This window comes from Microbispora catharanthi (genome assembly GCF_006334915.2).
GTDB classification, from domain to species: domain Bacteria; phylum Actinomycetota; class Actinomycetes; order Streptosporangiales; family Streptosporangiaceae; genus Microbispora; species Microbispora catharanthi.
Genome location: NZ_VDMA02000003.1, coordinates 24,066 through 47,880 on the forward strand (window position 1 = coordinate 24,066; position 23,815 = coordinate 47,880).

Annotated in this window: 22 protein-coding genes; 13 read left to right on the forward strand and 9 right to left on the reverse strand. The window is 68.0% G+C overall.

The features are described 5' to 3' along the window. Nucleotides 1-14: 14 nt before the first annotated feature. On the forward strand, nt 15-737 hold the full coding sequence (locus FH610_RS05845) for a GNAT family N-acetyltransferase (RefSeq protein WP_139573273.1): 723 nt from the start codon (nt 15-17) through the stop codon (nt 735-737). A 48-nt stretch (nt 738-785) separates the two neighbouring features. On the opposite strand, the gene FH610_RS05850 is transcribed toward FH610_RS05845, so the two are convergent. Beyond that, a complete protein-coding gene (locus FH610_RS05850; RefSeq protein ID WP_139573274.1) occupies nt 786-1,220 on the reverse strand; it encodes a PIN domain-containing protein in 435 nt (144 codons plus the stop codon). Further along, entirely contained in the window at nt 1,217-1,456 is a 240-nt protein-coding gene (locus FH610_RS05855) for a ribbon-helix-helix domain-containing protein (RefSeq protein ID WP_139573275.1), read from the reverse strand. The genes FH610_RS05850 and FH610_RS05855 overlap by 4 nt, the downstream gene beginning before the upstream one ends. Nucleotides 1,457-1,584: 128 nt before the next feature. Between FH610_RS05855 and FH610_RS05860 the strand changes: the two genes are divergently transcribed. Genes FH610_RS05860 through FH610_RS05875 form a run of 4 tightly spaced genes read left to right on the forward strand, consistent with a single transcriptional unit; the run spans nt 1,585 to nt 5,774 of the window. Next, entirely contained in the window at nt 1,585-2,232 is a 648-nt protein-coding gene (locus FH610_RS05860; protein WP_139573276.1) for a hypothetical protein, read from the forward strand. A 32-nt stretch (nt 2,233-2,264) separates the two neighbouring features. Continuing rightward, nucleotides 2,265-2,918, forward strand: a complete 654-nt coding sequence (locus FH610_RS05865; RefSeq protein ID WP_139573277.1) for an ABC transporter ATP-binding protein — start codon at nt 2,265-2,267, stop codon at nt 2,916-2,918. After that, nucleotides 2,915-3,703 carry an ABC transporter permease gene (locus FH610_RS05870; protein ID WP_139573278.1) on the forward strand — a complete coding sequence of 263 codons (789 nt, stop codon included), beginning with the start codon at nt 2,915-2,917 and terminating at the stop codon, nt 3,701-3,703. Before FH610_RS05865 ends, FH610_RS05870 begins: the two co-directional genes overlap by 4 nt. A gap of 19 nt (nt 3,704-3,722) precedes the next feature. Beyond that, on the forward strand, nt 3,723-5,774 hold the full coding sequence (locus FH610_RS05875; RefSeq protein WP_139573279.1) for a polyprenyl synthetase family protein: 2,052 nt from the start codon (nt 3,723-3,725) through the stop codon (nt 5,772-5,774). 23 nt (nt 5,775-5,797) lie between these two features. Here FH610_RS05875 and FH610_RS05880 read toward each other — a convergent pair whose 3' ends face one another. After that, a complete protein-coding gene (locus FH610_RS05880; RefSeq protein ID WP_139573280.1) occupies nt 5,798-6,520 on the reverse strand; it encodes a TetR/AcrR family transcriptional regulator in 723 nt (240 codons plus the stop codon). A gap of 84 nt (nt 6,521-6,604) precedes the next feature. On the opposite strand from FH610_RS05880, the gene FH610_RS05885 reads away from it, so the two are divergent. From FH610_RS05885 to FH610_RS05900, 4 genes are all read left to right on the forward strand, one after another. Then, a complete protein-coding gene (locus FH610_RS05885; protein WP_139573281.1) occupies nt 6,605-7,453 on the forward strand; it encodes an NAD(P)H-binding protein in 849 nt (282 codons plus the stop codon). A gap of 97 nt (nt 7,454-7,550) precedes the next feature. After that, complete coding sequence (locus tag FH610_RS05890) at nt 7,551-8,471, forward strand: hypothetical protein (protein ID WP_139573282.1); 921 nt, start codon at nt 7,551-7,553, stop codon at nt 8,469-8,471. A gap of 208 nt (nt 8,472-8,679) precedes the next feature. Then, nucleotides 8,680-9,246: a hypothetical protein gene (locus tag FH610_RS05895; RefSeq protein ID WP_139573283.1), complete on the forward strand. Its 567-nt coding sequence runs from the start codon at nt 8,680-8,682 to the stop codon at nt 9,244-9,246. A gap of 140 nt (nt 9,247-9,386) precedes the next feature. After that, nucleotides 9,387-9,818 (forward strand): hypothetical protein, encoded by a 432-nt coding sequence (locus FH610_RS05900; RefSeq protein ID WP_139573284.1) that lies wholly within the window; start codon nt 9,387-9,389, stop codon nt 9,816-9,818. A gap of 14 nt (nt 9,819-9,832) precedes the next feature. On the opposite strand, the gene FH610_RS05905 is transcribed toward FH610_RS05900, so the two are convergent. Continuing rightward, nucleotides 9,833-10,201 (reverse strand): hypothetical protein, encoded by a 369-nt coding sequence (locus tag FH610_RS05905; protein ID WP_139573285.1) that lies wholly within the window; start codon nt 10,199-10,201, stop codon nt 9,833-9,835. 51 nt (nt 10,202-10,252) lie between these two features. Between FH610_RS05905 and FH610_RS05910 the strand changes: the two genes are divergently transcribed. The 3 genes from FH610_RS05910 (at nt 10,253) to FH610_RS05920 (ending at nt 14,470) form a co-directional block, all read left to right on the forward strand. Next, the gene (locus FH610_RS05910; protein ID WP_139573286.1) at nt 10,253-11,443 is read left to right on the forward strand and encodes a hypothetical protein; all 1,191 of its coding nucleotides are present in this window, start codon (nt 10,253-10,255) and stop codon (nt 11,441-11,443) included. A 98-nt stretch (nt 11,444-11,541) separates the two neighbouring features. Next, nucleotides 11,542-13,716, forward strand: coding sequence for a glycoside hydrolase family 6 protein (locus tag FH610_RS05915; RefSeq protein ID WP_139573287.1), 2,175 nt, complete (start codon nt 11,542-11,544; stop codon nt 13,714-13,716). A 64-nt stretch (nt 13,717-13,780) separates the two neighbouring features. After that, a complete protein-coding gene (locus tag FH610_RS05920) occupies nt 13,781-14,470 on the forward strand; it encodes an alpha/beta fold hydrolase (protein WP_139573288.1) in 690 nt (229 codons plus the stop codon). 14 nt (nt 14,471-14,484) lie between these two features. Here the strand turns inward: FH610_RS05920 and FH610_RS05925 are convergent, their stop codons facing one another. Next, nucleotides 14,485-15,114 carry a TetR family transcriptional regulator gene (locus FH610_RS05925; RefSeq protein ID WP_139573289.1) on the reverse strand — a complete coding sequence of 210 codons (630 nt, stop codon included), beginning with the start codon at nt 15,112-15,114 and terminating at the stop codon, nt 14,485-14,487. A 125-nt stretch (nt 15,115-15,239) separates the two neighbouring features. On the opposite strand from FH610_RS05925, the gene FH610_RS05930 reads away from it, so the two are divergent. Beyond that, on the forward strand, nt 15,240-17,342 hold the full coding sequence (locus FH610_RS05930; protein WP_139573290.1) for a glycoside hydrolase family 6 protein: 2,103 nt from the start codon (nt 15,240-15,242) through the stop codon (nt 17,340-17,342). A 2-nt stretch (nt 17,343-17,344) separates the two neighbouring features. Here FH610_RS05930 and FH610_RS05935 read toward each other — a convergent pair whose 3' ends face one another. The 4 genes from FH610_RS05935 to FH610_RS05950 form a co-directional block, all read right to left on the reverse strand. Next, nucleotides 17,345-18,019 (reverse strand): DUF4166 domain-containing protein, encoded by a 675-nt coding sequence (locus FH610_RS05935; RefSeq protein ID WP_139573291.1) that lies wholly within the window; start codon nt 18,017-18,019, stop codon nt 17,345-17,347. Further along, the gene (locus FH610_RS05940) at nt 18,016-18,699 is read right to left on the reverse strand and encodes a hypothetical protein (RefSeq protein WP_205825588.1); all 684 of its coding nucleotides are present in this window, start codon (nt 18,697-18,699) and stop codon (nt 18,016-18,018) included. Before FH610_RS05940 ends, FH610_RS05935 begins: the two co-directional genes overlap by 4 nt. A gap of 212 nt (nt 18,700-18,911) precedes the next feature. Beyond that, the gene (drmB, locus tag FH610_RS43535; RefSeq protein WP_139573292.1) at nt 18,912-20,660 is read right to left on the reverse strand and encodes a DUF1998 domain-containing protein; all 1,749 of its coding nucleotides are present in this window, start codon (nt 20,658-20,660) and stop codon (nt 18,912-18,914) included. Beyond that, nucleotides 20,657-23,815: a helicase-related protein gene (locus FH610_RS05950; protein WP_240808790.1), complete on the reverse strand. Its 3,159-nt coding sequence runs from the start codon at nt 23,813-23,815 to the stop codon at nt 20,657-20,659. The genes drmB and FH610_RS05950 overlap by 4 nt, the downstream gene beginning before the upstream one ends.

Below are 23,815 nucleotides of genomic sequence, written 5' to 3' on the forward strand. Positions count from 1 at the left end.
GCGAACCTCACGATATGAGCGAGGAGCGGCGGACGATGACGGGCGCCGACGGCGCCCCGGTGTTCAGTTACCTGGAAGGCGTCCGCGACGGCAGCCCCTGGGCGTACGCGATCGAGGACATCGGTCCGGGAGCCGCCGGCGCGATCACGTCGCGAATGCCCGGTTGGGCGGTCTCCGCGCCGGTCGAGCTCGGTCAGGCCCTGCTCGACCGGGGCGCGCGACTGCTGCGGCACATGCACATGATGCGGTGCGACCTGTCGATCACCAGGCCGGTCGCGGACGTCGCTCCGGACGGCTTCCGGATAGTGCCCTGTGACCGGTCGCCCGCCGAGATCTTCCCCGCGTGGTTCGCGGCCTACCCGCCCGGCCATCCCGACTACCGCCCGCGTGACAGAGGGAAGGCTCTGGAGGAGGAGCTGGTTCCGCTCCTCAGTGGCGAGGAGATCGGCCCTCTGCTTCCCTGCAGCGTCCTCGCCGTACGGGATGAGGGAGAGGTCGTGGGGGGAGTTCTCGTCACCGACTCGAACCGGGGGCCGTGGATCGCGGACGTGTTCCGGCACCCGGACCGGTCCCCGCGAGGTCTCGGCGCGCTCATGCTGTCGACCACCCTGGCCCGGGCCGGCGCGGACGGGCTGACCGGCGTCGGCCTGGTGGTCACCGAGGGCAACCCCGCCCGCCGCCTGTACGAGAGGCTCGGTTTCCGCGTCATCGACAGTGCGATGACGGTCATGATCTGACAGCTGAACAGACGACCGGACATCGTGCTGCCGATGCTCGACCGGGAGCTACATGTCGTCCGGCAGCAGCCGGAATGCCTTGTGCGGTGTCAGAGGGCGCACCGCGCGGAAATCACGCCGGTCCAGCGTGAGCATGGCGTCCGTCCGGAACTCCGCGGCCAGCACGACATTGACCGCGTCGGCGAGGTCCAGGTCCATTGACGCATAGCGGTGCCGCACCGCACATGCCGCCTCCAGGACCTCGGTCGAGACTTCCGGGACCTGAAAGCGCAGACGGCGCGCATTGGAGAGGATGAAGGCGATGATCTGCGCGCGAGCGGCAGAGCCGAAACGAACCTTGGCCAGGTGGTCGACTTCCGCCAACACCAAAGGAGAGATGACTACTGTCCCGGCCTCACGGAGGATGCTCTGACAATCGGTACTCTCGGCCGCATCTCTATCAGAGGCGGCGATGATGCCGGATGTGTCCGCGATGACGATCACCCGCCGACGGCCCTCTTGGCCACCACCGATGTGATCTCATCGTTGGTGACCGGCTCGCCGCTGCCTTCGAAGGTCGGCCAGTCCAACGGCTCGTCCCACACACGGTTCGCCATCGCAGCCAAGTGGATTCCCTCACGGATGATCTCCGCCTCCGGAATGCCCCGGCGCTTCGCAGCCTCCTTGATGAGGGCAAGGTCCTCAGGGTCGGCGTAAACGTTCGTCCTCTTCATAGACATGTACCAACGCTAACACACGTACCGGTATCGATGAGGGGCGCGGCGCGTGAGCCGTGCCGAGCCGCCGACCCTCCCGTTACTCAATGTGATAAGTAGATTGCCGACAGCAATCACTCGGGGGGAAGTCCATGAACGTATCTCGATCTCGCGTGTACCTGACCTGCGGTCTCGGCGCCGCCGCGGCGGGTGTGCTGGGCCTGGCCCTGACGGTCGTCCCGTCGGTCGCCGAGGGTGCGTCGAGTGGCGGTAGCCAGAGCACCAGGCCGGTCGCCGACCCCTCGCCGAAGCAGCCGGGCGGCCACACCGTGCTGACGTGCGCGGTGAGCACCAACGGCCAGCCGATCACCGCCGACCCCGCGGTGGGCAAGGAGGCCCGCGCGGTGACCGCCAAGGGCACCGTGACGCTCACCAACTGCGCCTCTCCCGACGGGAGCTTCCCCAACCTCCGCTCGGGGACGGCCACCTTCAAGGGCACCGGGCAGGCGTCCTGCACGAGCGTCCAGGACGTCGCCGGCACGGGCACCATCACCTGGAAGGACGCCCAGGGCCAGACGCTGGGCACCTCCACGGTCCGTCCCAACCTCGACGCGATCAACGCGTACAACCCTGGCGACATGATGCTGGTCGGCGAGGTCACCCAAGGAAAGCTGAAGGGCAAGCGGATCGCGGGGAAGGCCGCTCCCACCTCGGACATCAGCCAGTGCTCAAGCAAGGGCGTGAGCAGCGCCCAGGGCAGCGGCACGGTCGCCTTCATCGCCGTCGACGCATCGAAGTAGCCGACGCGGGACCGGGTGGGGAAGGGTGCTGAATGCCGTCGGATGAGCCCGTGCTGCGGGTGCGGGACGTACGGAAGAGCTACCGGGGTCGCCCGGTCCTGCATGGAGTGGATCTCGATCTGCCGCCCGGCCGGGTGGTGGGGATCGTCGGGGAGAACGGCGCGGGCAAGACCACTCTGCTGCGCGTCCTCGCGGGCGACCTGCGGCCGGACGGCGGGTCGGTGCGCCACGGCGGGCGCATCGGTCACTGTCCGCAGGAGACGGTGCTGCACGACGCGTTCACGGTCGAGCAGCACCTGCGGTTCTTCCAGGTCGCCTACGGCCTGGAGAGCCTGTGCAGGGCCGAGGAGCTGATGGAGGCGCTGCGGTTCTCCGGCTCCCGCCAAGCCCGCCCCGCCACGCTGAGCGGTGGCACACGGCAGAAGCTCAACCTCGTCCTGGCTCTGATGCACGACCCGGACGTGCTCCTGCTCGACGAGCCCTACCAGGGCTTCGACTGGGAGACGTACGTACGGTTCTGGGACCTGGCCGAGGAACTGCGCGCGCGTGGCCGCTCGGTGCTGGTGGTCTCCCATCTCGCCTACGACGCGGCTCGGCTCGACATGTTGCATCGGCTGGAGGGCGGCGTGCTGCGCGAGCGGGAACGCGTGATCGCCAGTGGCGGAGACAGGGCGGCCGCGCCGTGAGACGCCATTGGGCCTGCTACGCCACCGCCGTGCGCATGACGTTCGTGGAGCACCTGCGCAACCGGCTGGCATTAGTGATCATCGTGGTCTTCATCCCGGTGTGGGCGATCCTCATCTACGCCCTGTCCCTGGAGATCCCGCTCCCGTTCTACGTCCGGGCCGCCGACCGGACCGTCACGGTGCCGGCCGACGTCCTCAACCAGCTCGGCGGGGCGCTGCAGATCCTGGCGTTGATCACCGGGTTCATGATGTTCGTGACCACGATGAACTCGGCGTCCTTCGACCGCCGGCTGGTGCGATCCGGTTTCCCCCAGCTGTGCCTGATCGCCGCGAAGCTCACCGCCCTGGCGGTGGTCGCACTCTGCGTCGCGCTCTACGCGACCGGCCTGATCTGCCTGACCCATCCGACCGCGCAGCCCCTGCTGCTCGCCGCCGCCCTCGCCGGCGGGGCGCTGATCTACGGAGGGATCGGCATCGCGCTCGCCGCGGTGCTGACCAGCGACCTGGCCGGCTTGGTCCTCGTCACCGTGATCTGCTCGATCGACCTGGCCCTGCAGAGCCCCCTCGCCACCCCCGCCGCGGCCAGCGCCCTGGTGCGTTATCTGCCCGACTACGGCCCGATGCAGGCGGCCGTCGCGGCCGTGGCCATGGACACGGTGCCCTGGAACGCCGTCGGCCCGGCCGTGTGCTGGGCGCTGGGCACGGTGATCCTCGGCATCTCCGCTTTCGCCGGCCGCACGCGCGCGCACCAGCCGGTGGGCGGGCCGGTGACGGCGCATTCATGAGTCCCCGTCTGGAGTATCCGTGACATCTGAGAGCGTTTCTCGTGCCTTCCCCGCCCTGGAGTCCGACCTGGATCGGGTGCGGGAGATCGTCGGCATGGCGGACGTGCCGAGCCGCTCCGAGCTGGCCCCGCTGACCAGGCAGCCGGCCGGTCACCGTCACCTGATCCGGCCCACCCTGGCACTGCTGTCGTACTACGTGCTCGCCGGGCCGGGACGGGCCGCCGACGTCCGCGCCGTGAAGGCCGCGGCGGCCGTCGAACTGCTGCACATGGCATCGCTCTACCACGACGACGTCATCGACGACGCGCGGCAGCGCAGAGGCAGGCCGAGCGTCAACATCGTGTGGGGTGCGCGCCTGGCGGTCCTGGCCGGGGACCTCCTGTTCATCAGCGCCAGCCGGATCCTGTCCGAGCTGGGCCGGCGTGAGGCCCTGATGGTCGCCGAGACCGCCCAGCGCACCTGCTCGGGAATGATCGCCGAGACGGCCGACCGCTTCCTGCTCTCCCGCACGGAGGAGGCCTATCTGGAGGTGACCGGCGCCAAGACGGCCGAGTTACTGTCCCTGGCCTGCAGGCTGGGCGCCATGCAGGCCGGGCGGGACCCCGAGGCGGAGGAGGAGCTGGCGCGGTTCGGCTGGCATCTCGGCCTGGCCTACCAGGTGCGCGACGACATCCTCGACCTGACCGCGACGACCGGGGAGCTCGGAAAACCGGCCAACTCCGACATCACGGAAGGCGTCTACACGCTCCCCGTGATCAGGGCCCTGGGCCGCGAACCCGCGCTCGCCCGGCTGCTGCGCCGTGGCCTGACCTCGGCCGACGCCGAGCGCGCGCGGCAACTGGTCCTGTCCTGCGGAGCCGTGGAGGAAGCTCGGCAGGTCGCGGACTCCCACATGGAGACGGCTCTCCGGCGACTCGATCTCCTGCAGCTCCGGGGCCTCGGCGATCCGCGATCACGTGAGGGGCTCGCCGGCTACGTGCGGTCGGTCATGGGTTCCGGTGGAAAGGCCGCCCCGGCACCCGTCACCGTGCCCGCCCCCTCTCCCGTTCCCTCTCTCGCTCCGGCTTCCGCTCGGGCCGGCGTCCCGGCCGGGGAAAAGGAGCGCGTACAGGAGCGGTTGGACGCCTGGTTGCTGCACACCGGGCTGGCGGCCACGCCTGAGGAGGCCCGCCACCCGCGATGGAACGCCATGGCCTCGACCGCCGCACGGTTCTGGCCGGACGCCGACGCCGAACAGGCCGAGACATTGGCCCGGTGGATGCTGGTGATCGCCGTCGTCGACGACCTCTTCGACGAGCCAGGTCTCGCCGACCCTGGCGAGATCGTCCGGCTGCGACACCGGCTCACCCGCCTCGTCCGCGGGCTCGACGACACCCCGCCGACCGGCGGAGCGGTCGCCACGGCCATGGCTCAGGCATGGGAGCGGATCCGTCTGATCCAGCCGCGCTCATGGCGGACGCGCGCTCTCGGCCACCTCGAGGAATGGCTGGAGGCGGCCGAGCGGGAGGCATGCCACCGGCTCAGCGGGTTCATCCCCAGCCTGCGGGACCAGTTCGCGCTGCGCCTGGGGAGCTCCGGGGCGCCCGTCTTCCTGGACAGTGTCGAGATCACGTACGGCAGGGAGTTCGAGCCGGCGGTACGCGACCATCCGCTCTTCCGGCGACTGCTGGACGTCGCCACGGCCGCGGCTCTCGCGGAGAACGACCTGCGGACCCTGGACGAGGACGAGGCCGTCGGCGCTCCCTACAACCTGGTCAGGGTGCTCCGCCACGAGACCGGCTGCTCCAGGCAGGAGGCGATCGACGAGGTGACCCGCCAGGTCGAGGACGGCTTCGCCCAGGTGGACGCCATACTCGCCTCCGCACCCGCCATCCTGCGCTCCGCCGACGGCGGCGCCGGCTCCGTGGCCGGGATGGGTCTCCTGCGTCTTACCCAGAAGCGGCTACCGGGCTGGCGCACCCTCCACGACATCGACCGCTACAGCCGCTCGTCCGCAGGCAGCGAGACGTACCTGACCCGGCTGCGCCGGGAACTCCTGCTCGAGTACGCCGAGACCGGCGCGGCACGCTGATCCCGGTCCCCTACGCGGAGTTGTCAGGCGGATCCGTCCGCCGCGAGGCGGTCGAGCCATTCGCCGAGCACGTGACGTTCCCCGTCGGTGAGAGCCGTGGCGTCGGGCAGCGCGGCGCGCAGTGCCATCGCCGCCGTGGCGGGTCCGGGGGTTTCGACCGCGGGGGCATCGGTGGTGATGGCGGCTGTCACCGCGTCGCGGGCCACCTCCGACAGGCGCGGGTCACGCCGCTCCTCGGGCAGGGCGAGCAGCGTGAAGACCGTGCCGCAGCCCGCGGCGTGCACGAGGTCCGCCGCCAGGCGCTCGCCGACCTTCAGCCGGCCGGCGGCGGCGATGGCGCGGATGCGCTCCCCCAGCATGCGGAAGGCGGCGACGGCGGCGGGCGACTGCCGTCCCGGCGTGGGATCGCCGTACATGAGCGAGAACAAGGCGGGATTCGCCAGCCCGAAGCCGACGTGCAGGTCCCATCCGGCGCGCAACGCCTCGACCGGGTCGTCGGCAGGCGGGCTCGCCTTCTTGTCCTGCAGATATGAGCTGAAGCCATACTCGGCGACCGCGTCGAGCAGGCCCTCCTTGTCGCCGAACAGCCGGTAGATCGTCGGGGCCTGTGTCCCCGCCGCGGCGGCCACCGCTCTGGTCGAGAGGGCGTCGCGCCCGCCGCTCGCGAGCAACCGGGCCGCGACCGACACGATGTGGGCCCGCGTCCTGTCGCGGCCGCTCGCCGCCTCGCTCTCCGGATCGCTCATGCTTCCAACGATATCAGCTTGTTGCTATCGGCGATTTTCCAGTGTTAGCGTTCAGCCGATATCGCCGATAGCAAGGAGTGGATCGTGATCGTCATCACCGGAGCGACCGGCCGGCTCGGCCGCGGCGTCGTCGAGCGCCTGCTCGCGCGTCTCCCCGCCGACCGGATCGGCGTCAGCGTCCGCGACCCCCTCAAGGCCCAGGACCTGGTGGACCTCGGCGTACGAGTCCGGCAGGGCGACTTCGACGACCCCGCGAGCCTGGCGCACGCGTTCGAGGGCGCGTCGCAGGTGTTGGTCGTCTCCGGCCCGGCGGACGCCCGCCCGCACCGGACGGCGATCGAGGCCGCCAGGGCCGCGGGCGCCGAGCGGATCCTCTACACAAGCCACATGGGCGCGAACCCGGCCTCCCCTTTCGCCCCGATGCCGTCCCACGCCGAAACCGAGCAGGACCTGCGCGCATCCGGGGTCGCGTTCACCGCGCTGCGCAACGGCTTCTACGCGACCACCGCGGTCCATTTCGTGAGTCAGGCGCTGCAGAGCGGCACACTCGTCGCCCCCGAGGACGGCCCGGTCTCCTGGACCGCCCACGCCGACCTCACCGAGGTGGCCGCCGTCGCGCTGACGGAGGAGGGCCGGCTCGACGGGATCACCCCGCCGCTGACCGGTCCCGAGTCACTCGACCTCGCGGACGTCGCCGCGATCGCCTCCGACCTGACGGGACGCGTGATCACCCGCGTCACCGTCCCGGACGACGAGTGGGTCGCGGGCATGGTGTCGCACGGCGCGCCCGAGCAGCAGGCCCGCTTCTTGCTGGGCATGTTCGAGGCCAGCCGTCGGGGAGAGTTCGCCGAGGCCGGCCCCGCCCTCGGGGAGCTGCTCGGTCGTAAGCCGATCGCGTTGCGCGAGCTGCTGGCGGCCACGCTGACGAACTGACCTGCGCGGCGTCCGGCCCTTTTGCGCCTGATTCCGCCCGTTCGATTCGCGTGATCGTTACAGTACGTCGGACGGAGCGTTCCCAGGGAGTGCAGGCATGGGCAGGCGCAAATACCGGAACGAACGTCGTCACTACAGATACATCGAGGCCGTGGTGCTCGGCCGTGTTCTCGACGAGAACACGCAGTCGGTGCTGCGGATGCTGCCCGGGCAGCCGATGGTGACGGCCGACCATTTCTCCGCATCCGTGGATTGGGACGACTACACGCGGGAGATGGAGGAATTCGTCGAGCAGACGTTCGACGCCTGGCTGTTCTTCGACAACGACGGTCCCCGTACGGTCGCCTTCCGGATCCCCGGCGAGGCGCTGCCGGCGCAGGCCGTCGCCCCGCACCTGCACGGCGACGTGCTTCAAGGCCTGCGCATGGAAACGAGCGACGACGACCTGCTCCTGCGGTTCAGCATGTACGCCGAGGACTCCGAGCTGTTCAACCTGCACGAGTCGGGCACGGGATGGCTTCGGGACATCCTTCCGGTCCGCGAGGAGCTGATGTCGGGCAGGCTCGACGCGCTGGAGCTGGGGCGGGTGGTCGGCACCCACTGGGACGAGGTCGACCGCGACCTGTCCGCCGAATATGGGCTGTCGAAGGCGTCACGCGTCCTGGCGGCGTACCTGCTGGTCGCTCCCCGGGAACTGGCACGCTTGGCGGCCGAGCGGGCGGAAGCGGGGGGCGGGGAGCTGCCCCCGGGGTGGCTGTCCACCTGCTCCGGTCTCGAACCGGTGACCCGATGGGAGTTCGCCGCCGCCGATCCGCGCAAGTCCTTCCAGATCACCCTGGGCCGACTGCCGAGCGGCTGCGAGTACGGCGGCTGGTACGTGACGTCGTCGGAGCCCCGCGGCAGGCCCCTGGCCTTCCGCACGGAGGACGACGCCCGTCGTGGCTACCACGACGAGGCGCTACGACTGCAACGGCTCAACGACCCCGGCCGATGGCGGCAGCTGGACCCCACTGTGTGAGCCACTACGGGCTCGGGACGAGGGTGCGGAAACTTTCATCGGCCGAGATCGCCCACCAGCACGTCCATGCCGCCCACGCCGCCGAGGATGGCCGCCGGAAAACGGCAAATCTACGATGACTTCGCGCGCCCCGAGATCACGCCCATAAGCGGGGATCAGAGCACATCCTGCACTGTCGCTATGCATCAGGCGCTCATAGGAGGCGCGAATGACTCAGCACGATGAACCGTACGGGAAATCCCGGCGTGGTTCGCTCGCCGGGCGATTGATGATCCTGGTGGCGCTCGTCGCGGCGGGGATCGGCCTCAGCCCGGCGGCGGCCCACGCCGACACCTGGCGGACGGCGACCGGCTCGGCATGGGGCCAGACGCAGGCCACGGCTTCGGCGGCGGCCCAGGCGAGCGCCCGCACCGCCCTCGCCAATCTGGCCACCCAACTGGGGGAGGTCTGCACGAACGTGACCTCGTCGGCCACCCTCGTGTACGTCGTACCGAGCGGAGGTGGCTACCAGTACAGCGGAACCGCGACCGGCCTGTGCGCTCCCGCGCCGCCACCGCCCTCCTACACCGTGTCGCGCACCGCGACGGCTCGCGGTGAGGCGAGCACGTACTCGGCGGCTGTGCAGAACGGCGCGGCAGCGGCCCGTGCCGCCATCCTCGCGGCCGGAGGCGACTGCACCGGCTATCAGACGACCGCCGTGAACTATGTGTACGTGACTCCTACCGGAAGCTGGTACATCTACGACGTGACCGTGTCCGCTCTCTGCGTGCAGTAACACCTCTCGGTGTCGATCGCGGGGCGCGGTCAGCCGAATTAGGCGGCCCCGTTTTCCGGGCCGATTTTCATGTCGGGACATCCGGCGACCTCACCATGGCCAGATATAAAGTGTCATGAAAACATGTGAGGAGGCCGAAAATGCTGGTCGAATGGCTGGCAGCGGTGGCCGCGGCGGGCGGAACCGCGGTGGTGCAGGCCGCGGGCACTGACGTGTGGGTGAGCGTGCGGCAGCGGGTGGCGCATGTACTCGGCCGCGACGATCCCGAACGTGAGCAGGCGGAATTGATGCGGCTGGATCAGACCGCGACGGATCTCGCCTCACTCGCCCCGGGGGAGGCGGCGCTGATGCGGGCCCGGCAGGAGGCGTCCTGGACGGCCCGATTCGAGATGCTGCTGGAGAGTCTCGGCGAGGCCGAACGCGAACGGATCGCCCACGAACTGAACGACATCGCCGACGAGGCTCGTCACGCGTCCGTGGGAGGAGTGTCGGGGAACGTTTTCCATGGACCGACCGCGTTTCAGGTCGGGGACCGCAACCGTCAGGACAACCACTTCGGGCCGAGGGCATGACCCGCGACTCCGAATCAGGAAGAGACGGAGTATCGGGAAACGTCTTCCACGGCCCGGCCCCCTTCCAGCTCGGCGATCGCAACGTCCAGATCAATCACATCCATCAGCCGGCGCCGCAGCGCCGCCCGCTGGTCCTCGCAGGTGTGGCGGTTACGACCCGAGAAGAACTGGCCGCCGCCATCCGCGGCGACTGGACCGCCGCGAGGCGTCAGTTCTTCGAGGGCGCCGCCACGACCGGCGCACCCTCCGACGGTTGGCTCAGCCTTCTCGCCTGGCTGCACGAGCTCGACGGTCTCACCGCCGATGACCTGACCGCTCAGATCGAACTCATCGACCATCGGCTCCGAGACGACGGACTCCCGGCTGACCTGAAACTGCTTCACCTGCTGGGCTGGCTCGATCCGGAGGGAGAAGCCGTCTGGCGAGGAACGGTCGTGACCCCGGAGTCGCTTTCCGAGGCGCTCAGGATCGGTCGTCTGCGCGAAAGCGGCCCCGAATGGGAGCTCTACCGCGACCTCTGCGAGGGCGGCTTATTGGACGCCCTCTCCAGATTCACTGTGCTGAGCGCGCTCCGCGGAACGCAACGGACCTGGGACGAGGTCTGGGATTCGTGGCGGCAGCTGGCCGCTCGGGTGCCCGACCTGCCACCCGAAGCCCGGGAGTGGGCCGGGAGCGGGGCGCGCGGGCTGCTGCTGGCGGCCCTTCTGCCCTACTCGGAGAGCAAGACGTGGTTGCGCGCCGGCTGCGAGAGCGTGGCACCACCCCCCACTGGTGAGATCACCTGGTACGACTGGTTGCGCGCGCGGGATGGCGGCTCCGACACCCCTATCGGGTGGCTCGTGCGCGCCGACTTCACCGCCTTCGCCGCGGCCCAGGCGGAACAGCGGCGTCGGCAGGCGGCGGTCGACCGGCAGAACCAGCAGGCGATGACCGCGCTGGACGCCGCCTCCGCTCTGCGGGACCGGCAGTGGGCCGACTATGAGAGCCGGCGGCTCTCGCCCACCGCCCGATCGGGAGCGGTCATCCGCGCGGCGCTGTGGCTCGGGACCTGGGGCGCGGCCACGATCCCGGTGGCCTGGATCATGTGGGGCTGGGCTCGGCCGGACATCGCCGCGACGCTGTCCTGGTATCTCGTCGCGCTGACCCTGGCGGCGTACGCGGGCTGGCTACCAAGAGTCATACGGCTCGGCGCGGCGTACCAGCCTCCGCTGCGGCGCATGCGCGAATGGGCCGAGGAGGCCCGGGCCGACCCCGGAAGCGTTCGGAGGGGTCTGATCAGAGCCGGCGCCGTGGTCGCAGCCCTCCTGATCCTTGGGGTGCTCCTTCACGACATCGGCGTCATCGCGACAACGGTTCTCGTCACTCCCTTGCTGGCCGCGGCGTTCTATTTCGCCCGCATCGGGGCGCTTCACGACTGGGCGGACGAGCATAAGGAGCGACTGCGGGACTACAAGTCCAGGCGGCCCGGTTCCGGCGGCATTCCTGAGAGCATCGTCCGAGGCGTTCAATCGCCGTCGGCCAGAGTCCGGGCCGACGCCTACCAGGCGTACATGCGACAGTTCATCGGCCTCGACCACGGTGGGAAGGACGACGCCGACCGCGAGAACGACCGCCGCAGCCGCTGAACGGACGACAGCGGCCCCAGTGCTGGGCGATGGCCGCGCCCGGCGGCGGTCAATAGGATCCTTGTCGATCTGTCGAAAAGCATTCCAGCGGGGGCGATGTGAACGGCGGCAGCGGGGCGGGGGGCTTACGCGGTTTCGGTGACGGGCACGAGTCCGGCCCCGGGTGGCCGTCCGGCCCACAGCACCCGGCCGACCTGCGTACCGGCGACCCGCACCAGGTGGGGCCTTATCGGCTGGTGCGCAGGCTGGGCGAGGGCGGGATGGGCACCGTCTACCTGGGCGAGACACCGGACGGCACACGCGTGGCGGTCAAGCTGCTCCACCACACGATCGCCGCCGACCCCGACTTCCGCCGCCGGTTCCGCCGCGAGGTCGAGGCGGCCAAACGGGTCGCCCGCTTCTGCACCGCCGCCGTCCTGGACGCCGAAATGGACGGAGAGACCGTCTACCTGGTCACCGAGTACGTCCCAGGGCCCACCCTGCGGGAGGCCGTCGAACGGGACGGACCGCTACGCGGCTCAAGCCTGGACGGGCTCGCCGTCAGCATCGCGACCGCCCTACGCGCCATCCACGCCGCCGGCATCATCCACCGCGACCTCAAACCCGGCAACGTCCTGCTCTCCCCCATCGGCCCCAAAGTCATCGACTTCGGCGTGGCCCACTTGTCGGACACCGCCACGCACAGCAGCGCGGTCGTCGGGACACCCTCGTTCATGTCTCCCGAGCAGTTCGAGGGCGGCCCCCTCACACCCGCCTCCGACGTCTTCGCCTGGGCGAGCACGATCGCGTACGCCGGCACGGGCCACGCCCCCTTCGGCAACGGACCGCTGCCGGTCGTCATCAACCGGGTCATCAACGGGGAACCCGACCTGACCGGCCTCGACGGACCGCTGGGCACGCTCGTCGCCCGCGCCCTGGCCAAGAACCCGGCACAACGACCGGCCGTACAGGACATCCTGGACGCCCTCACCGGCTCGTCCCCGGTTGAAGAGTCGTGGGTCACGACACTGCCGGGGGGCGGCAGACGCCGCCGCAGGCTGCTGACCGGGGTCGGGGCCGCAGTAGCCGGGCTGGCGGTGATCGCGACGGTGGTCGCCCTATGGCCCTCCGGCGGCGACCCGCACGCCTCGGCGTCCGCGACCTCCTCCGCCACCTCCACGCGCTCCGCGGTGGTGATCCCCGAGGAGCCTACGCCGATCGCCTCCACCGCATCGAAGGCTCCGACGGGCAGCGGCGGCAATCCGCTTCGCGAGCCAGGCGTACGGTTCGCGTACAAGCAGGAGCCCGACCCGCAGCGCCAGGCGGGCGTCTGGAACGGGCAGGGCAGGAAGGCCGACGCCGCGCTGATGCGCGCCCTGGCCGCGGTGCCGCATCCCGTGAACCTGAACATGCCGGCCGCCGAGGCCGGGCGCACGGTCGCGTCCACCGTGCGGGTGGCCTCCGCCCGTCACGCCGTTCCCGTGTTCGTGACCGATCACGTGCCGATGAAGGACTGCTCCCAATGGGGGGAGCCGGACGAGCGGTCCTACCGTGACTGGATCGACCGCGTGGCGAAGGGCATCGGCAAGGCGCGGACGGTGGTCGTGCTGGAGCCGAACAGCCTGACCAGACTCCCCGGCTCGAACAGTTGCTCCCAGGGGAGCAAGGCGGGCGCGGCCGAGCGCTACCGCGAGCTCGCGTACGCCGTGAACCGCCTGGGGAAGCTCCCGCACACGGCCGTCTACCTCGACGGCGGCATCAAGGGCTGGCCCAGCCTCGTCGAGATCGCCGACCGGCTCGTGAAGGCCAAGGTGAAGCGAGCCGACGGCTTCTACCTGAACACGGCGGACTTCCAGGAGACCGACGAGCTTGTCAGGTATGGGGAGAGTCTGTCCCGTTGCCTCTACCTGAAGATGAACAACGGAGGGAGCACCTGCACCGGCGCCGAGATCGACGCGGTGCCGGCCGGAGCGCCCCTGACCCACTTCGTCATCGACACCAGCAGGAACGGCAAGGGGGTGTGGCAGCCGCCGGAGGGCAAGTACGCCGACCCCCAGATCTGGTGCAACCCACCGGGCCGGGGCGTCGGCATCCGGCCGACCACCGACACGGGGAGCGAGCTGGCCGACGCGTTCCTGTGGCTCCGCTCCCCCGAGCAGTCCAACGGCCAGTGCACGCGAGGCGGCCACGGTCCCCAGGACCCCGTCTATCACCAGGTCGACCCCCAAGGCGGCACGTGGTGGTCGGTGCTCGCCCTCGACCGCGCCCGCAACGCCGTCCCTCCACTGCGCTGAACTACGGCCATCGTGGGAGACGACGGCGAACGAGTAAATCAACAAATCGGGAGAATGCTGTCCAATGGCGACCTATGTGTTGATCCACGCTGCGGCGGTCGATTCCTGGTATTGGGGACCGCTCTCGGCCGCTTTACGAGACCGGGGCCACGACGTGGTGGCACCGGACCTGCCGTGCGACGACGAGTCGGCCGGGCTCGAAGAGTACGCGGACACGGTGGTCGAGGCGATCGGCGGGCGCACAGGTCTGGTCGTCGTCGCCCACTCGTTCGGCGGGTTCACCGGCCCGCTGGTGTGTGACCGGGTGCCTGCCGACCTGCTCGTGATGCTCCAGGCCCAGATCCCGGCTCCCGCCGAGTCGCCCGGCGAATGGTGGGGCAACACCGGCTACTGGGCGGCACGGGAGGAAGCCGACCGGCGCCGAGGCGTCCCGGGCGGCACGGAGGAGGACACGCTTTCCCTCGTGCTGCATGACACCCCGGCCGACCTGGCCGCCGAGTTCGTCGCCCGACACCAGCGGCACCAGGCGCCTACCCCATTCGGCAAGCCGTGGCCGCTGGCGTCCTGGCCGGACGTGCCGACCAGGTTCCTGCTGGCCGCCGGCGACCGCTTCTTCCCGGCCGAGTTCATGCGCGGGATCGTCACCGAGCGTCTCGGTTTCCAACCGGACGAGATGCCTGGTGATCACTGTCCGATGCTCGGTCACCCGAAGGAACTGGCCGACCGCCTTGAGGCGTACCGCACCGGGCTCTGAACAGTGCTGACTCGTCAATCGCCGTTGGCCTTGCGGAGGCGGGCGCGGACCGTGCGGCGAACCAGCGGGCCCATGTCCTCCAGGACGGCGACCAGGCCGGCGAGCTGCTCCAAGCTGTCGAAGGCGCGCTCCGCGCCGTCCTTGTCGACGCCCTCGTACAGTTCGAGACCGACGAAGGCCGCCGCGGTGGCGCGGGCCAGCCCGGCGACGTCCACGAACTCCGTCAGCGGGGTGCCGGCCAGCACTCGGTGGAGGACGTCCTCGACCTCGGCGACCCACATGCCGAGGCCGGCCGCGGTGGCGGGGGCGAGTTTGTCGTCCATCTGGCTGCCCGCGAGCATCTGGGCGAGCACGGCCAGGCTCCCCGCCTCGCGCTCCTCGGCGTGCAGGGAACGGCCGAGGTCGAGCAGTTCCTTCAGGGAGTTCACGGCCGCGAACCGAGCCCGATAGACCGCCACCCGCTGTTCCGACCCGTGCCGCAGGGCCGCGGCGAGGAGGTCGTCCACGCTGCCGAAGTGGTAGAAGACGAGGGCCTGGTTGACCCCGGCCGCGGAGGCGATCGCCCGCGCAGAGGCCCCCGCGATGCCCTGGGTCCGCAAGGTCTCCAGAGCGCCTTCGAGCAGCCGCGTACGGGTGTCACCCATCGTCTCCCCCTTCGTTCCTCTTCGCGGCTTCACCGTAGCGGCACGTGTTCGGCCATGGCCGCGCCCGGCGGCGGTCAATAAGATCCATAGTGACCTGACCTTCCGGACATCCGAGCGGGGGCGATGTGAACGGCGGCAGCGAGGCGGGGGGCTTACCCGGGCAGCATGAGTCGGGCCTGCGGGCGGGTGACCCGGCCCAGGTGGGGCCTTATCGGCTGGTGCGCAGGCTGGGCGAGGGCGGGATGGGCACCGTCTACCTGGGCGAGACACCGGACGGCACACGCGTGGCGGTCAAGCTGCTCCACCACACGATCGCCGCCGACCCCGACTTCCGCCGCCGGTTCCGCCGCGAGGTCGAGGCGGCCAAGCGAGTCGCCCGCTTCTGCACCGCCGCCGTCCTCGACGCCGAAGTAGACGGAGAGACCGTCTACCTGGTCACCGAGTACGTGCCCGGGCCGACCCTGCGGGAGGCCGTCGAACGGGACGGACCGCTACGCGGCTCAAGCCTGGACGGACTGGCCGTCAGCATCGCGACCGCCCTACGCGCCATCCACGCCGCCGGCATCATCCACCGCGACCTCAAACCCGGCAACGTCCTGCTCTCCCCCATCGGCCCCAAAGTCATCGACTTCGGCGTCGCCCACCTGACCGACACGGCCGGACACATGAGCAGCGCGGTCATCGGGACACCCTCGTTCATGTCTCCCGAGCAGTTCGAGGGCGGCCCCCTCACACCCGCCTCCGACGTCTTCGCCTGGGCGAGCACGATCACCTATGCGGGCACGGGCCACGCCCCCTTCGGTCACGGATCGCTCCCCGTCGTGCTCAACCGAGTCGTCAACGGGGAACCCGACCTGACCGGCCTCGACGGACCGCTTGGCACGCTCGTCGCCCGCGCCCTGGCCAAGAACCCGGCACAACGACCGGCCGTACAGGACATTTTCGACACCCTCACCGGTTCTACGGCACCTTCCGTCGCCACTCTTCCCGGGGGTGGTGGGAGACGCCGCCGCGGCCTGGTGATCGGGACCGGCGCGGGCGCGCTTGCCGTGGTCGCGGCGGTGACCGCCGCCTGGCTCGGCACCTCGTCGGGCCCGGCAACGTCCGGCTCGTCCGCCACCTCATCCGCCACGTCGGCCGCCTCCGTGGCTGCCGCGCTCCCGTCCGCTTCCGCCGCCGGCACCGGTGCCAATCCGCTGCGCGAGCCCGGCGTACGGTTCGCGTACAAGCAGGAGCCCGACCCGCAGCGCCAGGCGGACGCCTGGGACGCCCAAGGCAGGAAAGCCGACGCCGCGCTGATGCGCGCCCTCGCCGCGGTGCCGCACTCGGTGAATCTGAGCGGACCGGCCACCGAGGCCGAGGACACCGTCAGGTCCACGATGCGGCTCGCCGCGGCCCACGACGCCGTGCCGGTGTTCCTCACCGATTACATCCCCCTGACGGACTGCTCCGATCGCGGGGCGCCGAACGAGCAGGCGTACCGCGACTGGATCGACCAGGTCGCGGCCGGCATCGGCGCGGGCCGGGCGGTGGTCGTGCTCGAACCGAACAGCCTGACCAAAGTGCCCGGCACCGACAACTGCGAGACAGGCGGCACGGCGGGGACCGCCGAGCGCTACCGCGAGCTCGGCTACGCCGTCGACCGCCTGGGGGCGCTGCCGCACACGGCCGTCTACCTCGACGGCGGCATCCAGGGCTGGCCCGAGTCCGTCGCCGATATGGCCGATCGGCTCGTCAAGGCCGCAGTAGGGCGGGCTGATGGCTTCTATCTGAACAGCTCGGACTTCCAGCACACCGACAGCCTCCTCCGATATGGGGAAAGGCTCTCCCGCTGCGTCTACCTCATCGCCGCCAAGGGCGGAAGCGCGTGTGCGGGTGCCGACATCGACGCCGTGCCGGCCGACGCACCGCTGACGCACTTCGTCATCGACACCAGCCGCAACGGCAGGGGGGTGTGGAAGGCTCCCGAGGGCAAGTACGCCGACCCCCAGTTGTGGTGCAACCCCCCAGGAAGGGGCATCGGCCCCCGCCCGACCACCGACACCGGCAGCGAGCTGGCCGACGCGTTCCTGTGGATCCGCGATCCCGGCCAGTCCAACGGCCGGTGCCTCCGCGGCGGCTCCGGGCCGGAGGATCCGGTGCATCACCAGGTGGACCCCGTTGGCGGCACCTGGTGGCCCGACCTCGCCCTCGAACGCGCTCGCAACGCCGTGCCCCCGCTGCGTTGAGCTCACAGGCGTGCCTCTTCGCGCCGCGGCTTCAGGGCGGCGGGCACGCCGTGCTCCGACACGTCGACGTACCGGGCTTTGAATGCGCCCCAGTAACCGAACATCGGGCCCAGTGTGTGGTGCGAGACCGTCACCCCGACGCGGAACTCCTCGGCTTCGTCGTCGTATGACTCCCTGACGACGGCCGTGCCGGTCATGAGCGCGGGAAGACGGCACGAGAACCAACCCTCGTGCAGGCGGAACCCACTGGAGCGGATGACGAGGCCCCCGCGCTCGTCCACCTGAAGGTCCAGATCCACGGCCAGATGCTGGTGCGAGCCCAGGTAGTCGACGATGCCTTTGGCGGGGTCGTACACCATCTGGGCGTCGAACCGCCTGGGGCGGCCTGGCAGGTCGAACGTGCGGACGAAGCTGACCGTCTCCCGCCCGTACGAGTCGACGTACGGGTAGTTCTCGATAGTGAACGGCACCTGCCGCCCCTGCTCGGGGATCAGGATGTTGCGGGTTCCGCCGAGGGCGAGGAACGGCCGGGTGAAGCCCGCGTGCCAGATGTGCTCCATCACCCCCGTGCCGACGCAGGCCTGCCCGTCGGTGACGCTGACGCCGAACCGGCGCCGCAGTTGCGGGTGCAGGCGGGCGAAGTCGGTGCCGAGGGCGCGTTCGAAAATCGAGGTCATGGCATCTCCAGGTGGGTCAGGGGAGCTTTGAACGCCAGCCGATCGGGCGGACGGCGCAGGCATCGGCGGGCAGCGGGAGTCGACGGAAGCGGCGGCAAGAGGACAGCCGCCGCGACGACCATGCAGGCGATGACGGCCGGGGTCGCCTGTATGGCGATGCCGGCGGCGAGCACGCGTACGCACAGTTCGGCGAGGGCCTGCCACAGGGAGCGCTCGGGCGTCTGGCCGGCCTCCAGCCAGAGGCGAAGCCGGTCGAAGGACCAGGCAGTCGCCCAGCCGATGAGCGGCCGGAAGACGAGGTCCACGGCCTTGCCCCAGCCGGGGCGATAGCTGTACCGAGTGATGAAGCGGACCCCGTCGTTGGTGGGGACGTATCGCCAGTAACCGGAGCCGGAGCGGATCAGCGAGAGCGGATGGCCCGAAGAGAACCGCAGCGCCGACGTCCTGCCGTCGGTGTCGTGACGGTCCCCGGTCGTGACGCCGGTGCCGTTGATGACAAGCCCAGGCAGGAGGCGAAAGACGTACCGGAACCGCTGCGGCCCGTCGTCGGCACGCGGCAGGTAGTCGATCTCCGTAAACCGCAGATCCCACCGTTTGTGCAGCTCAGGCCCCTGCGTCCGCTCCCACAAGGCCTCCATGTCGGCCCGGACCAAGCACTCGACGTACACAGACCGACCCACAAGCCACCTCCTCAGTTTGAGCAACTGCTCAAACTGAGAGTAGGTCGATTTGAGCGTTCGCTCAAGCACGAGCCGGAACGCAGGTGCACCCACTTCCTCGTCCGACGCCCCCGTGCCAGCTTCCAGGCACACCCGGACCGCTCAGTCGAAACACCGAAGGGGTGCCACGAGGTCGGCGTCCGGCATGGCCACCCCGGCCAAAGTCCTTGCCGTTACCCGCTCTGTGCTCCCGCAAAAAATCCAAGAGTTGGATTATCTTGCGTCCCAACCAGAAGGGCACGATCAAGAAGGACGTTGAATTCCTCACAACTGGTCTCGGGAAGCAATACGCACGAATGACAGGCAGCACGATTCAAGTTATCGGTGCCGCTACTGTCCGACTCGATGCACAGAGGATCGGCCGAGCACCATGAAATTCTGTCGAGTGCGGTACGGATAGAGGTTGCAAGCCTACCCGATTCTACTTGCGCCACAATTCCGCCGAGACTGCCCGCAGAGTCGCTAGTAGCCGTGTAAACAAGGAATCCGGACATCTCATCCGATACATACAGCCGCTCACGCAAGGAGGCAGCAGGATAGCCAGAGTCGAGACTCCACTCGTTGATGATTGCATGAGCAAGAGTGTGGATCATAACCAGGCGAGGCGTGATCTCTCGATCCGGTGGTAGGCCAAAGCGAGTAAAGCGCTCTTGGTACGCTGCGTCCATCGGTGCGACACGCGCCAGAACATCTGAACGTTTTTCCCATTCTGCGAGTCGAGCGCCATCCAGGCGCAAGAAGACTCCTTCGCCGATGACTTCGATCGCCGGCAACCAGTCGGGACGGCTCTCCGCCGTGTAGAGCGACGCCCGTTGACGCGGATTCACGGAGCTGGGCGCAGCCAAACGACTGAATCCCCGGAGCACTCGGACCTCCCGCAGCCGCTTAACCCGCATGACCTGATCGATGGCTAATTCCGTACCAACCGAATCGTCGTGCCATGGTACGCAAACAAAGTCCTGCTTCTCGGGCTTCTCCTCAGTGGTCCTGTTGAGTGCCTGGTACTCCTCGAATTTCAACGCCTCCTCGGAGGTGTCCGTGTGACCTGCCTCGTCCTGACGGCGCCTCTCTACGGCCTGAATAATCTGCTCAACGCTGTACATACGATTCGCCAGTTCAAGCTCTTCAATGCGATCGCGAAGGTCAGCAGCCCTCCTAAGCGAGTTCCAGTTACGCTCCACAAGCTTCTGAACGCCTTCTGACCACGGCGGAATGGAAAGGGCGGAGCGGACGTCGGAAAACCACACTCCCGACGCACCTCGCTGCATCGCTCGTGGAAGCTCCTGGCACTCTTCCCGCGGAACGTCACCCAGCCATGGACGCCTACCCGTGCATGAACTGATCCCACTCAAGGCGCCCTTGCTGAGAGCGCCTTCCATCGTTACGGGACGCACGCCGCAGGTACACGAGATCTCGATGTCGCCGAGCGATGCGCTGCGTCCCGAAGCCTTGAGCTTCAGCTCATGCTTGGGACTATCGCTACCAGGCGACCCACCGCCCTTATGGAGCCAGCGATAGTAGGGAAAGTCGTCGATGTGACCAGCGGCGCAGCATACGACGAACCTGGATGGCACTAGCTCACGATTACATTTCTGGCATTTTGCCGGACTACGTGTAGCACCAAAGAACCGAGCCTGGGCGAGCCGGTTACAGCTCATGCAGGACTGCATCTCTGGAAACCGAACAACCGGGACATCGCCGTATTTTTCGCTGTCGGACGCCGGGGGGAGGCGGAACCTCTTAACTCCGAGTTCCCTCTCAAGCCGTCGTTCGTGGATGATCTGATCGTAGGGACCGAACTCAGACCAGAGGTCAAGGCCGGCAACCATAAACGACTCGCTACCGACTGCGATCAAGGAGCCGACCCCGTAAGTGGTGATGAGCTGGGCGCGGCGTACGCCGCCGATTGGCTTCCCCTTCACCTTGTTCCCCTGTCCAGGTAGAGGGTGGACTCCACGTCCACATCCCGCAGACTCCAGAGAGTCTCGAAGGAATAAGCAAGTTGATCGTCTGACTCGTCCCAGCGGCCGGCATCCACGAGGAGCCCGGGCTGTCGGTAAGTACCGTATTTGAGCTCCGGGTCTGCCTCTGCTGCCTCTCGCCACCGTGCAATTATTTCGTCGATTTGTTTGGCCGCCATGTCGCGCTCGGTCTGTCCGGCGACCCTCTCGACGCGGGCCAGAATCTCATCGCAGTGGTTCCGTAGGTCTTCCTCGAACTCAGCGATGAGCGCGGCCGCCTCTTTGGGGCGTGCCATGGGAATCAGTAGGCGCGCCAGGCCGACGACGACCGCGTGCAGGCCACGGTCGCGGGCGCGGGCGGAGAACGGCGTCACGCTTGTAGCTTCAACCTGGCGATACAGGGCTGAGTGGTAGGCGGTGAAGTTCTCGTAGTGCGAGCGGTCCCTGGATCTTGCTGCGTTGAACAGGGTGACCACCAGGCCTGGCCATTTTCGTCCGACACGGCTGGTGGCCTGGATGTACTCGGAGGTGGACTGAGGCTGACCCATCATGACCATCAACCCGAGCCGATCGACGTCGACTCCCACGGAGATCATGTTCGTGGCGAGGATCACGCCGAGAGCATCAGGCAGGGGCGTGGCCATGTCCTGGAGATGGCCCGGTATAGCACTTGACGGCTCCCGACTGGTCAGCTCGATATCACGGCCGATGTCACGTCGCTTCTGAGGTAACCCCTCACTCAATAGATCAAGGCGGTCATTAACGTCGTCCTGAACCTGAAGCTTGGCGCCGCCGAGGACCCGCAGGCTGTTGAAGTATCCGAGGAGCGTCCAATACGCATCTCGAACCGCGTCGTCGCCTTCTATCGCCTGGGCATGGTGAAGAAGCGCGGCATAGGTCCGCACCATCAAACTGGCTTGGCTGGTTGCCGGCGCCATGAGGCCCACATACAGCCTGCTAGCCTTCCGGGACGGCGCCGTCTCGACCGAGAAGTAGGAGTCACGAGCGTCGAGTCCAGGCGGTGGAAACTGCTCCACCTGTCGGTCGAACAGCGCACGTCCCTGATGCACCGCACGGCGGATGGTGGCCGTCGACGCCACCACCTTCGGGCGACAACCGATGAGGTCAACTGCCGTCTCGTAGAGACCGGCCAGAGTGCCCAAGGGACCGGAAATGAGGTGCAGCTCGTCCTGAATGATCAATTCAGGAGGGGGCTCGGCACTGAAGTGGTTGAAGAGGTGCCCAATCTCCGGTTTCCAGGGCAGCCCGGCAAACTTGTCCGCTGTCGCGATGATCAGTGTGGGCCGCGCGGCGTAGATGACCTCGTCTACCACATGGATCGGAAGGCCGTCGGCAAAGTCACAACCCGGCGTACCACAGGCAATGACCAGACGGTCGTCCGAAACCTTGTAGTTGTAGTGATCGAGGGCAGTCCCGCACCAGCTGCAGGATCGAAGCTGGACAGGGTTTTCTTCCTGCACCACTTCATTCTTCGCCAGCTTTCGAAGCGACCGTTTCGCTTCGTCCAGAGTATTTGGAGTGGATCCGCGACCCACCCACATACCGATAGAAATCTCACTCCATCCCAGGCGGTCAGTTCGATCCCGACGGAGCCGCTCCATACAACACATAAGGAGAGCCGCACGTTCGAACTGCTGAACCGTGAGCAGGCGGAGCGTATAGCGCATGAGAACGGTAACGCCACCACCGTCTTTCGGATCACGCAGCCGTCTCAGGAACGTCGAGAAAGCGATCAGGCCCAGGTAAGCCTCCGTCTTGCCACCACCTGTGGGAAACCACAGCACGTCGGCAATGTCACGATCGGCGGACTCCCGCTCAGCCAGACCACGCAGCGACAGGAGAATGAAGGCTATCTGAAAAGGTCGCCATACGCCTTCTTTATCGTCAGGAGACGTACTCTTCCGTACAGATGACCTCAGCCACTCTGTCCGAGATCGCTGCATGGCCATCGCTTGATTGGTAAGACGAAATGCCTCCATAGGGATCGGGTCTGCAGTGTCTGCGAGAAGTTCGATCCCCGCCTCCATGCGATCGCAAGCTGCGTTGCACCTGTCCAAGTGCTCCCGAGCGGTCTTACGGAGGCTCTCGGTGGCGATGCTTTCAGCCTGAGCGGCCCTTAACCTGATCCACTCCCGATACCCGGCCGTGAGCGCCTTCAAGGCGGAAACAACCTCGGCATCAGATGACGTCGCCAGATGATGCATTCCAAGTCGGCGAACGTCGATGGTTGGGTTGGAGTCGGCAAGGCGAAGATCGTGTTCTGGAACGAAGGTCGTGCGTATCCAGCCGGTCGAAGTAATCGAAGTCATATCATTGATGGCAACTTCCGAAGGTTGCCATTCCACAGCGCAACCGTGGCCTGTAGCGAATGTCGGCGCGTGCCTATACAGGAGTCGGTACGAGTTGAGTTCCTCGTCCGCATCGGTCGCCAGTCCGAGCGACGGGCGTTCCACGAAGGGAGCAGCACCGTCGGCCCCCCTGACTGTGATTCGAGGCTGAAAGAAGGCCATCGCATCTCGGTCAGCGGTTTTCGCCGCCGATCGATGCTTGTTCGAAAGCGCCAATGTAACGGCCGAAACCATGTTGGAATCCGCTGGCCTTACACGAACGAACAGTTCCAGATCGTCAGCAAGTGGTATCTGGTCCTGAAACGCGGCCGAGACCCTGATTCTCCGAGGCGCGATCGAAAGTGGCTCACGCCGCCAGGAACCCTCGGCGACAGTACCGGTGCGCCCACGACGTTCTTCGAGAGTCGTCTCGGGCACATAACGTGCAGCCTCCACCTCCACGAGGATGCTGTCCGCTGCCCTGATGTCAACAGAGAAGGTCATGCCCATCGAGGAGGGGTACCGGATGTTGGCCATAGTGATGGCCGGGTCCGGAACCTCGCTCTGGTGCTTGTTCTCTGGCTCCTCGTCCAAGGCATTGACGTCGGCCACCACGTCCTGGGACTGAGGGAAGAGGATGCCGGCCGCGTACTTGGTGATCGGCGGGTCTGTGATCGTCTCCCTCGTGGAACCGCTAGGTCCGATCAGGTCTTGCTCTAGCCGCGAAACCAGTTCCTGCCGAAACGCATAGTGCTTGTCGAAACTCAC

Bases quoted from the DNA above. Each gene is read 5' to 3' on its own strand.
- FH610_RS05845 (WP_139573273.1), top strand. From the start codon at position 15: ATGAGCGAGGAGCGGCGGACGATGACGGGCGCCGACGGCGCCCCGGTG.
- FH610_RS05855 (WP_139573275.1), bottom strand. From the start codon at position 1,456: ATGTCTATGAAGAGGACGAACGTTTACGCCGACCCTGAGGACCTTGCC.
- FH610_RS05860 (WP_139573276.1), top strand. From the start codon at position 1,585: ATGAACGTATCTCGATCTCGCGTGTACCTGACCTGCGGTCTCGGCGCC.
- FH610_RS05865 (WP_139573277.1), top strand. From the start codon at position 2,265: ATGCCGTCGGATGAGCCCGTGCTGCGGGTGCGGGACGTACGGAAGAGC.
- FH610_RS05880 (WP_139573280.1), bottom strand. From the start codon at position 6,520: ATGAGCGATCCGGAGAGCGAGGCGGCGAGCGGCCGCGACAGGACGCGG.
- FH610_RS05890 (WP_139573282.1), top strand. From the start codon at position 7,551: ATGGGCAGGCGCAAATACCGGAACGAACGTCGTCACTACAGATACATC.
- FH610_RS05895 (WP_139573283.1), top strand. From the start codon at position 8,680: ATGACTCAGCACGATGAACCGTACGGGAAATCCCGGCGTGGTTCGCTC.
- FH610_RS05900 (WP_139573284.1), top strand. From the start codon at position 9,387: ATGCTGGTCGAATGGCTGGCAGCGGTGGCCGCGGCGGGCGGAACCGCG.
- FH610_RS05920 (WP_139573288.1), top strand. From the start codon at position 13,781: ATGGCGACCTATGTGTTGATCCACGCTGCGGCGGTCGATTCCTGGTAT.
- FH610_RS05925 (WP_139573289.1), bottom strand. From the start codon at position 15,114: ATGGGTGACACCCGTACGCGGCTGCTCGAAGGCGCTCTGGAGACCTTG.
- FH610_RS05935 (WP_139573291.1), bottom strand. From the start codon at position 18,019: ATGACCTCGATTTTCGAACGCGCCCTCGGCACCGACTTCGCCCGCCTG.